This window comes from Treponema sp. (assembly GCF_045657965.1).
In the GTDB taxonomy this organism is placed as follows: Bacteria; Spirochaetota; Spirochaetia; order Treponematales; family Treponemataceae; genus Treponema_D.
The window spans coordinates 1-9,885 of record NZ_JAZOUG010000013.1 but is presented as its reverse complement, the minus strand read 5'-3'; the positions used below and the strand labels follow the sequence as shown (position 1 = coordinate 9,885).

General features: G+C 38.3%; 11 protein-coding genes. 2 read left to right on the top strand and 9 right to left on the bottom strand.

Annotated features, from left to right (window positions below; translation table 11 throughout):
• From ACKI5B_RS00310 to ACKI5B_RS00295, 4 genes are all read right to left on the bottom strand, one after another.
• A partial coding sequence (locus ACKI5B_RS00310; RefSeq protein ID WP_407424960.1) for a glucose-6-phosphate isomerase occupies window positions 1-1,531 on the bottom strand: 1,531 nt, incomplete at its 3' end.
• A 72-nt stretch (window positions 1,532-1,603) separates the two neighbouring features.
• A complete protein-coding gene (gene sufU, locus ACKI5B_RS00305) occupies window positions 1,604-2,077 on the bottom strand; it encodes a Fe-S cluster assembly sulfur transfer protein SufU (protein ID WP_407424959.1) in 474 nt (157 codons plus the stop codon).
• A gap of 18 nt (window positions 2,078-2,095) precedes the next feature.
• Window positions 2,096-3,415, bottom strand: coding sequence for a sensor histidine kinase (locus ACKI5B_RS00300; RefSeq protein ID WP_407424958.1), 1,320 nt, complete (start codon window positions 3,413-3,415; stop codon window positions 2,096-2,098).
• Window positions 3,416-3,433: 18 nt separating this feature from the next.
• Window positions 3,434-4,114 (bottom strand): response regulator transcription factor, encoded by a 681-nt coding sequence (locus ACKI5B_RS00295; RefSeq protein ID WP_407424957.1) that lies wholly within the window; start codon window positions 4,112-4,114, stop codon window positions 3,434-3,436.
• Between the two features lie 172 nt (window positions 4,115-4,286).
• On the opposite strand from ACKI5B_RS00295, the gene ACKI5B_RS00290 reads away from it, so the two are divergent.
• Window positions 4,287-5,483, top strand: a complete 1,197-nt coding sequence (locus tag ACKI5B_RS00290) for an NADP-dependent isocitrate dehydrogenase (RefSeq protein ID WP_407424956.1) — start codon at window positions 4,287-4,289, stop codon at window positions 5,481-5,483.
• A gap of 74 nt (window positions 5,484-5,557) precedes the next feature.
• On the opposite strand, the gene ACKI5B_RS00285 is transcribed toward ACKI5B_RS00290, so the two are convergent.
• Entirely contained in the window at window positions 5,558-6,607 is a 1,050-nt protein-coding gene (locus ACKI5B_RS00285) for a GGDEF domain-containing protein (RefSeq protein WP_407424955.1), read from the bottom strand.
• A gap of 46 nt (window positions 6,608-6,653) precedes the next feature.
• Window positions 6,654-7,319 carry a hypothetical protein gene (locus ACKI5B_RS00280; protein ID WP_407424954.1) on the bottom strand — a complete coding sequence of 222 codons (666 nt, stop codon included), beginning with the start codon at window positions 7,317-7,319 and terminating at the stop codon, window positions 6,654-6,656.
• Between the two features lie 166 nt (window positions 7,320-7,485).
• Between ACKI5B_RS00280 and sufC the strand changes: the two genes are divergently transcribed.
• The gene (sufC, locus tag ACKI5B_RS00275) at window positions 7,486-8,226 is read left to right on the top strand and encodes a Fe-S cluster assembly ATPase SufC (protein WP_407424953.1); all 741 of its coding nucleotides are present in this window, start codon (window positions 7,486-7,488) and stop codon (window positions 8,224-8,226) included.
• Window positions 8,227-8,274: 48 nt separating this feature from the next.
• On the opposite strand, the gene queD is transcribed toward sufC, so the two are convergent.
• From queD to ACKI5B_RS00260, 3 genes are all read right to left on the bottom strand, one after another.
• The gene (gene queD / locus ACKI5B_RS00270) at window positions 8,275-8,664 is read right to left on the bottom strand and encodes a 6-carboxytetrahydropterin synthase QueD (protein ID WP_407424952.1); all 390 of its coding nucleotides are present in this window, start codon (window positions 8,662-8,664) and stop codon (window positions 8,275-8,277) included.
• A 144-nt stretch (window positions 8,665-8,808) separates the two neighbouring features.
• Window positions 8,809-9,243, bottom strand: coding sequence for a response regulator (locus ACKI5B_RS00265; RefSeq protein WP_407424951.1), 435 nt, complete (start codon window positions 9,241-9,243; stop codon window positions 8,809-8,811).
• A gap of 21 nt (window positions 9,244-9,264) precedes the next feature.
• Window positions 9,265-9,750, bottom strand: a complete 486-nt coding sequence (locus ACKI5B_RS00260; protein WP_407424950.1) for a chemotaxis protein CheX — start codon at window positions 9,748-9,750, stop codon at window positions 9,265-9,267.
• Between the last annotated feature and the right edge of the window lie 135 nt (window positions 9,751-9,885).

Below are 9,885 nucleotides of genomic sequence, written 5' to 3'. Positions count from 1 at the left end.
AAACTGTTTTGGCAAGTTTCTTTCCGAGCTGAACGCCTTCCTGATCAAAGCTGTTTACATTCCAGACAAAGCCCTGGAACATTACTTTGTTTTCGTAGTGTGCAAGAAGGGCTCCGAGTGTGGCAGGGGTGAGCTGCTTTCCGTAGATAAGGCTTGAAGGGCGGTCTCCGGCGAAAGTTTTGTTCGGGTCTGAGTCTGTCTTACCGCAGGCAAAAGCCATAATCTGGGCAGTGACGTTTGCGCCGAGCTTTTTCTGGCTTGTTGAGCCTTCGATTACGACGTCATTTCCAGCCTGATTTTCTGCAAATGCGATGAACTGAAGCGGAATTACGTCCGTTCCCTGATGCAAAAGCTGGTAGAATGAGTGCTGACCGTTTGTTCCTGGCTCACCAAAGATTACAGGACCTGTAACATAGTCGATTGCCTCGCCGAAGCGGTTTACGCTCTTTCCGTTTGATTCCATATCAAGCTGCTGTAAGTGAGCAGGGAATCTAGACAAGCCCTGTGAATATGGCAAAACTGCTGTCGAAGGATAGCCCTGAACATTTCTCTCGTAAACGCCGATGAGAGCGTCTAGAAGGGCAGGATTTTTGAGCAAATCTTCGTTTGTGGCAAGTTTGTCTTCTTCGGCTGCTCCTTTTAAGAAATCATCGAAAACTTTTGCGCCGAATGCAAGTGAAAGAACAGCCCCGCCGACACCAGAAGTTGAAGAGTAGCGTCCGCCGATGTAGTCGTCCATGTAGAATGCCTGAAGATAGTCCGGGTTATGGGCAAGCGGAGAAGTTTCTGAAGTGACTGCAATCATGTGCTTTGAAGGCTCAAGACCTGCTTTTTTGAGAGCGTCTTTAACGAATGATTCGTTTGTAAGCGTTTCAAGTGTGGTTCCAGATTTTGAAACCAGAATAAAGATTGAGTGAGCAAGGTCTGTTGATTTGAGGACTGCAGTTGCATCGTCTGGGTCTACATTTGAAATAAATTTTGCTTCCATTTTGAATGTTCCCGTTGCCTTTGCCCAGTTTTCGAGAGCCAGATACATTGCTCGTGGTCCCAAGTCTGAACCACCGATACCAATCTGAACGACAGTGGTGAATTTTTCGCCCTTTGCGTTGACGATTGCGCCTGAATGAACTTTTTCTGCGAATTCAGCGATTTTTTTCTGTTCGTTGAGGTAAAACTCTCGTTTGTTAACGCCATCTGCCATAACGTCTTTTCCGAGCTGACCGCGGCAAAGATGGTGTAGTACCATTCGTTTTTCGCCCGTGTTTATGACAGCTCCATTGTAAGTTTCTGCGAATTTTTCTGTAAGTTGTGCTTCTTTTGCAAGTTCTGCAAGAACAGAAAGCACTTTTTCGTCAACCTGTTTTGCAGCATAGTTGAAAGTAAGACCTGCCCCCATTGGAACAGAATAATTTTTTACACGTTCTGCAGCGTTTTCGGTTGAGAGAGCAGATTTTACGCTCACAGCACCTTTGAGCGACTGAAGTTTTTTGTAAGAAGAAAGATTGCTTAAATTTTCCCATGTAATAGCCATGATTCCACCTTTATTTTATGAAAATAAGATGAAATCATTGTATCACTTATGCTGATAAAAAGCGAATTCTTTTTAGACAGCCGGACAGTCCGGGTGAGAGTTTGAAGCATTTGCTGTTTCTTTTTTTAAGCCAAGCATTTCTCGCATTGTTCTCCAGCCAAGTTCTGCGCATTTTACGCGGGAAGGCATGTGCTGAATTTCACGGAGGGCACTTGCTTCATCGAGCTCTTCAATCTGCTCTTCTGTGACTGTTCCCTGAATCATTCCCATAAATATTTCGCAGAGCCTGAGAGCTTCTTTTTCTTCTTTGCCGATGATTAAATCGAGCATCATATCGCAGCTTGCCTGACTTACAGCACAGCCGCTTCCTGTAAAAGCACCATCAGCGATTTTTCCGTTTTCTGTTTTAAGGTTTAAAGTGATATTGTCTCCGCAGCTTGGGTTTATGCCCTGCAGCGAAAGATTTGCTCCGTCTAAGCCTGTTTTGTGGGCAGGGTTAATGTTGTGTTCGTTTAGAATTTCACGGTATAACTCTTTTAGTTCCATGGATGTATTTTAGCGGATTTAGTGTTTTTTTGGTAGTGTCAGGGTAAATTCTGCCCATTTTCCAAGTTCACTTGTGGCATACAGGGTTCCTCCATGCTCTAAAGCAATTGTTCTTGCAATTGCAAGCCCCAGACCATATCCGCCGGTTTTTCTTGCACGGGAAGAATCTGAACGGTAAAATCTTAAGAAGATTTTTTCAAGTTCTTCTTTTGGAATACCATTACCTGTATTATGAACTTTTAAATAAATTTTCTGATTATCTGAGTAAGCCTTTACTGTAATTGTTGCTCCATTTTCAGAATTTTTAATGGCATTGTCTACCAGAATTATAAAAATCTGTTTGATAGATTTTTCATCACCATTGCAAATTAACCCTTTTTGAATATCCAATACAAGTCTTTTTGAGGATTCAAATGCTACAACTTCAAAAGGAAGTATTGAATTTTCAGCAGCGTTTGAAAAATCGAAATCGATAAATTGAAATTCTGATTTACCGGCATCATTTTTTGCAAGATAAAGAAGGTCTTTTACTAATTCACCCATTCTTAAATTTTCTGTCTTTATGTACTCAAGCCATTTATTGTTTTTTATTTCGTTTTCAAGAACATCAATATTTGCACTTATGACAGCAATAGGTGTTTTTAATTCATGTCCTGCATCTGCAATAAACTGTTTTTGTTTAATAAAGGCATCCTGAACTGGACTAATCATCGCATAAGAAATCGGCACTGAAATGATAAGGGAAATAATCAGGCAGATTACATAGCAGATTATTGAATATATATATAATTTGTAGAGTGTTTTTAACTCAGCATTGCGGTTTAGAAAGCAGATAAGTTTATTACCTGATTCAATCGGTGAAACTTTGTACATTATTCCATCGATTGTGCCGGTACGTTTTTCTTCTTCAAAAATTGTTTCAATTAATTTTTGAATTTCTTCATCAGTATAATTGATAGGAAAGTCCTGGATAAATTCGAGAACTTCTCCTTTGGGAGAAATTTTAACAGCAAAATAATTTCTAAGCCCTCCGTCTTTTTGGTGTAAAACTCCCAAAAACGGACTTCTTGATTTATTTAAGAAATCGGAGTGATTTTTTAAAGATGATGTTGTTGCATCAAAATCTCCGTGAAAGGAATCTTGTATTTCCCGTGGCTTAGGCGGATCAGGTCGATGACCGTTATTTTCAACAAGCATTTCAAGAAACTGCCGTGCTTCATTTCTATCGTGTTTTGTAAGCATAACATTCAAAAAAAGAATTACACCTGCAAAAATGAATACTTCAACCAGCATGATAGAGAGTATGAATTTTATCCGCAGCTGCTTGATTATCTTCATAAATCACTCCTGAAGTTTTTAGCGGGTTTCGTCTTCGAGGGAATATCCGATTCCTCGTGCTGTTCGAATACGGATTTTTACTTCGAGATTTTCAATCTTTTTGCGGATGAAGGAAATGTAAACTTCAACGTTATTATATTCTGCATTTGAGTCACCGCCCCAGATTTTTTCGATAAGCTGTTCTTTTGTAATAATCTGGTGAGGATGTTCGAAAAGCAGACTTAAAATCTGGTATTCTTTGAGAGAAAGTTTAATTGCAGCTCCTTTTGCAGACTGAAGTTCACAATTATTTTTGCTTAGTGTTAAATCACCAAAAGTAACAGATTCTTCCTTTATTTCACCTTTGCGGCGGGTTAAAGCTCTTACACGGGCGAGAAGTTCATCACTTGAGAAAGGTTTTGTAAGATAATCGTCTGCACCGGCATCAAGTCCTGTGATTTTATCTGAAACATCATCTTTTGCTGTAAGAAGTAAAACTGGTACATGATTATGATTTTCACGGAGCTTTTTTAGAATTGAAATGCCGTCAATTCCTGGAAGCATGATGTCAAGAATAATTGCATCATAAATCTGCGACTCTGCATATTTGAGACCTTCTTTTCCATCCAGAACCGCATCAATATTGATTCTGTTTTTTTTGAAAATTTCTACAAGAGCCTGTGAAAGGCCTTCTTCATCTTCTACAAGTAACACACGCATATTGTGCCTCCTATAATCTTATCTTAAATTATAAGCCTGGTTGCATTAGGAAATCTTAAATTATCATAAAAATAAACTGAATTTGAGCGAATTCCTGATAATTTTTTGTTTTATTCTGTTGTTTTTCTGCTTTATATACATTTTAACAGATATTTTATATAATTCACGCATTATGGCAAAAATTCAGATGAAAAACGCAATCGCTGAACTTGACGGCGATGAAATGACGAGAGTATTGTGGGCGGTCATCAAGGAAAAACTTCTTGAGCCGTTCGTTGACCTTAAAACCGAATATTATGATTTGGGCTTAAAACACCGTGACGACACAGACGACAAAGTTACTTACGAGTCTGCTGAAGCTATCAAACGCCTCGGTGTCGGTGTAAAATGCGCCACAATCACTTCAAATGCTGCACGCGTAAAAGAATATAACTTAAAGCAGCTTACACGAAGTCCAAACGGCATTATCCGTGAAGAGCTCGATGGTACTGTCTTCCGTGCTCCAATCTTTGTAAAGAACATTCAGTGCTCGGTTACAAGCTGGAAAAAGCCTATTGTTCTCGGCCGCCACGCTTACGGCGATGTCTACAAAAACTGTGAAATCAAAACTGACCAGCCGGGAACTGCAGAACTTGTCTTTACCGGAAAAGACGGAACAGTTATCCGTAAGACAATTCAGGAAATGAAAGGTCCTGGAATTTTACAGGGCATCCACAACATGGATTCTTCAATTGAAAGCTTTGCAAGATGCTGCTTTTCTTATGCACTCGACCAGAAAATCTCTGTATGGCTTGGTACAAAGGATACAATCTCTAAAACATACGACGGAAACTTTAAAGAAATCTTCCAGCGTGTTTTTGAAAAAGAATTTAAAGAAAAATTTGACAAAGCTGGAATCGAATACTTCTACACTTTGATTGACGATGCTGTTGCACGAGTTATGAAAAGCGAAGGCGGCTTTTTGTGGGCATGTAAAAACTACGACGGCGATGTTATGAGCGACATGATTGCAAGTGCATGTGGTTCATTGGCAATGATGACAAGTGTTCTTGTAAGCCCGGACGGAAAATTCGAGTTTGAAGCAAGCCACGGTACCGTTCAGAAGCATTACTACCGCTACCAGAAAGGCGAAAAAACTTCTACAAATCCTGTCGCACTCATTTTTGCATGGACAGGTGCCCTTGCAAAACGAGCAGAACTCGACAACACCCCTGAACTTGCCGAATTCGCAAAAAAACTTGAAAAAGCAACTTTGGACGTAATCGAAAGCGGTGTTATGACAGGCGATTTGGCACGACTGGCAAATCCTGCTGCAAAAGAAGTCTTAGACAGCTGGCAGTTCATCGATAGAATTGCAGCAAAACTGTAAGACTATCCACAGATAGGCACAGATTATATAAATCAAAAAATTATAATCTGTGTGTATCTGTGTTAATCTGTGGATTATAACTCTTCTATTTTTTTATTCTGAAAATGGAGGCTCATAGCGATGGCATTTGCCGCCGTTATGAGCAAATCCATGTCTTTGTACTGCCAGATGCGGGCGTTGGAAGTCGAGTCGGCACGGATATAGCCGAAAATTTCATCGTTATAGCTTATTCTTGCATATAGAACGGAACGAATTCCCTGATTCTGGCATTCTTCGAGAAGTTCCATCTGATTGATATTTTCCAGATGGCTTGTATCGTTCATATAATAAATGCCCATACTCGGGCTGGTATTTTCCATAAAAAATGGATTTTCTATGGATTTGAATTCCTGAGTAAGGGCAAGCGAATAAACCTGCGAAAAAAACAGGCCTTTTTCGGTCTGTAGGCCCAAATGATCAATCATCAGATTAGAACCCAAAAAAAGAAGCAAATCTTTTATTCCGTCCTGAATGTGTGGTGCTGAATTTAAGAAACGAAATACCTGTGTGTGCATTTGCATCGAACTGATTGTAGTGTCATCCGCAGAATGCAGCTGTATATTTTTGTGTTTAGCTTCAAGATAAATGATGAAACAGTTGCGCCCCTTAATTTTGCCGCGATAGAGTGCTTTATCGGTAAGTTCAAACAGACTGTCATAATCGCCGGCATCTTCAGGAAATCTTGATAGACCGAAGGTACAGGTGAGATAAAAATTTTGTGCATCTGGTGTCTGTATTCCGTCAACTGATTTATGAACTTCCCGTAAAAGCGACCAGACGGCATCATATTCAGTTATTTCCGGGATAACTACCATAAATTCATCACCGCCAAAGCGTCCTACCACTCCACGGTTACCGAATGATTCTTTTAGCTTATTTGCAAGAAAAGAAATGACATGGTCGCCAGTCGTGTGACCGTAATTGTCGTTTACATTTTTGAAATTGTCGATGTCAATCAGGCATAGAGAAAATTCAGAGCCGTTTTTGATTAAATGTTTGGCATAGTCCACTATGACATCACGAGTGTAAAGACCTGTAAGAAAATCATTCGGCAACTTTTTTTTATTGAAAAAACTATCATCCATATGCAAAGTAAATTTTAATTCGATTTAAATAATTCGTCAAATAATTTTATTTAAGATTATTCTTAAACAGGCTTTTGTTCTGAAGTTTTTTACTCTGTTCTGCTGGAGTTTGTGGAGATTCTGGAAACGCTTTTGACTGTAAAACCAGTTTGCCGTTTATTTTTAGGATTCCATTTTTGTCGAGTTTTGTGAAAAGTTTTCCTGTATATAACTCTTCCGAATTTTCTGAAACAGTGTCTTCAATTAATTTTGATTGTACCTCTTCATTTGACACTTCAGAAGACTGGTCGATTATAAAGAAACTTTCTGGAATATTCATTACACCGTTTTCGTCAGTTATAATTTTGTAGAAATTACCTCTATGATTAAAAGAAATTTTCAGCTGTCGTCCTTTTGATTCTATTGATAAATTATCTTTTTTCAGAGTTTCATATGAACTTACGGCATATAGAAGTAATCCCTTTAAGCCTTGTGGAGTTAAAATATTTTTTCCTGATTTGTCATAAGAGACTGTTCTGAATTCTTTAGTGCTGTGATAAAGAGAGGCTCCGGAAACAGCGTCAAATGAATCTTTTAAATTGGTTGATGAGGTTTTCCAGTTAAAATAATTTTTTGAATCTGGATTTTTTGTATTAAGTCTGAAATCAATTTTAATGTAATTATCTTTTTTTTCATTTGATGCAGCTTCAAAAAGAGTTAACGAAAAAAACAAAAAAAAATAATAAGAAAGTTCTCATGTTTATCATAATGCCTAGTTTATCAAATTTAGCTTTTTTTAGCGAGTACTTTATAATTTTTTTTGTTTTAGCTATGTAAGCAATAGGCAATTTTATGTATTATTCATTGTCCAAATTGAAAAAATCCGCTATATTTTTCTTATGGCTAATTTACTTGAATTAAAAAATCTTAATGTTGATATAGAAAAAAAACATGTAATAGACGGAGTTTCCTTAACTGTTAATCCTGGTGAAACGCATGTTCTTATGGGACCAAATGGAGCCGGAAAGTCTACTCTTGGTTACACTATTATGGGTAATCCGCGATATACAATTTCAGCTGGAAAAATTTATTTTGATGGTGAAGATATAACTGAATTGTCAGCAGATAAGCGGGCTGCAAAAGGAATTTTCCTCTCATTCCAGCAGCCGCTTGAAGTTCCTGGTATTTCCCTTGAGTCTTTTATCCGCACTGCATTGCAGCAAAAGACTGGTGAACGTGTCAAATTATTTCAGTTTCAGAAACAGCTTAAAGAAACCATGAAGCTTTTAAATATGGATGAAAGTTATGCTGGCCGCGATTTAAATGTTGGTTTTTCTGGCGGTGAGCGCAAAAAAAGTGAAATCTTACAGCTTTTAATGCTTTCACCACGCCTTGCAATTCTTGATGAAACGGATTCAGGACTCGATGTTGATGCAGTCCGTACAGTTTCAAAAGGTATCGAAGAATATCAGAAACGGATGAATGGTGCTTTGATTATTATTACCCATTCAACAAAAATTCTTGAAAGCCTTAAAGTAGATAAAACACATGTTCTTGTTAAAGGCAAAATCATAAAAGAAGGCGACGGCACTCTTGTTGAACAGATTAATGAAAATGGCTTTGAACAGTTTTTAAGTTAGAAAACGCTTTCAAAAACTAAAGCAGAATGCAGACCGCCTTATTCTGCTTTAGTCAGCGATATATCTTGCACGGTTATTATCTGTTTCAAAGACATCAACTGCCCAAAGATAAGTTTTTTTTGTGTCGTTTGTTTTTTTTAACTCTGGAATTTGTTTTATGATTCCGTCATATATGTAAAGAGCAATTCTTTCTGCACTTGGGTTCTGAGCAAAAAAAGTAATATCGTTGAGATTCGTGTGATCAAGCTGCTCACAAACTTTGCGAAGGGCTTTCTTTAATTCTCCAAAATCTAAAAGCATTCCGCCTTCATCTAATGAAAATCCCTGTATATGTGCATACACTTTATAATTATGACCATGCAGATTTTCACATTTGCCATGATAATCCTGTAAAAAATGAGCTGCAGCAAAATCAGCTTTTACCCTTACCTGAAACATGCTACGAAGTATAACAGAAAATAAAAAGAGATACTATATTGTTATTCCGAAAAAAAAAGCATAACCCATAAATCAGCTGTTACACTGTTTTATGAGTTACGCTCTTTATCAGTGATTTACTGAATCTTAGAGTTCAGTAAATGCTTATTTCATTGCTGCTGAGATTCTTTCCAGAACCTTTTTGCGGTCAAGAGGTTTTACGATGTAGTTTTTTGCTCCAAGAAGTAGTGATTTTTTAACAAGTTCTTCTTTACCAAGAGCACTTACCATAACAACGCGTGCGTTCTTATCAAAAGCTACAATCTGCTCCAAAGCTGTGATACCGTCCATGCGAGGCATAGTAATATCCATGGTAACCAAGTCTACATTAGGACATAATTCCTTGTATTTATCAACTCCGTCTTTACCGTCTACGGCAGTTGCAACAACCTCATATCCTTCGCTTGTGAGAATCTGACCGAGCTGTTTTGCAACGAACATTGAGTCGTCCACGACGAGTACGCGGATTTTTGTTCCGTCAGCATTCATGCCCTCTGGCGGACGCTCATTGATTGAAGGAAAATCCTGTTTAGTTTTCATTTTGGCACTCCTTATCCTTTATTACATGCGTTCGCGAATTGCGACGTTAACTTCGATTTTACCACATTCAGTGATGAGTGGCACTATAAGTGCTTCAACGCTGTTTGTTGTGCTGCCACCCAAAGCAGCAATTTCCATTTTTTCACCTGCAAAGAGAGCCGGTGGGGTAAGGTCAAATTTGAAACCAAGTTCATGCAGTTTTGTTACTGCCTGCGCTGTGATGAGGTTTGCAAGTTCGCTGATTGTAGCCTTAGCCAAATCATCAAATTTTGTTAATGTCTCACCATTCATCTTTGAAGCAATGTTTAATGCTGTCTCAAAGGTCATATCGAAAAGAACACGACCTTCTACATCACCTGCAAGACCAACAAGTGCTGCAACACCCATAACTGGCATAGCTGTTGACTTAAGGTACAAATCTCCTCGTGTAACAGTTGCACCGTCAAGCACTTCTTTCAAGATTTGATATGAAGTTTCTACAAATGGGTTAATGTACTCTACTCTCATGAGTTTTTACTCCTGTTTTATTTTTTTTCAAAAATATTTAACGAACCGTTCTTTTGAGCAGTCCATCTATCATTACCTTCTAATGATTCGTTTTGACCAAGGATTACTATACCATTTCCTTTAAGTTTTTCTGCA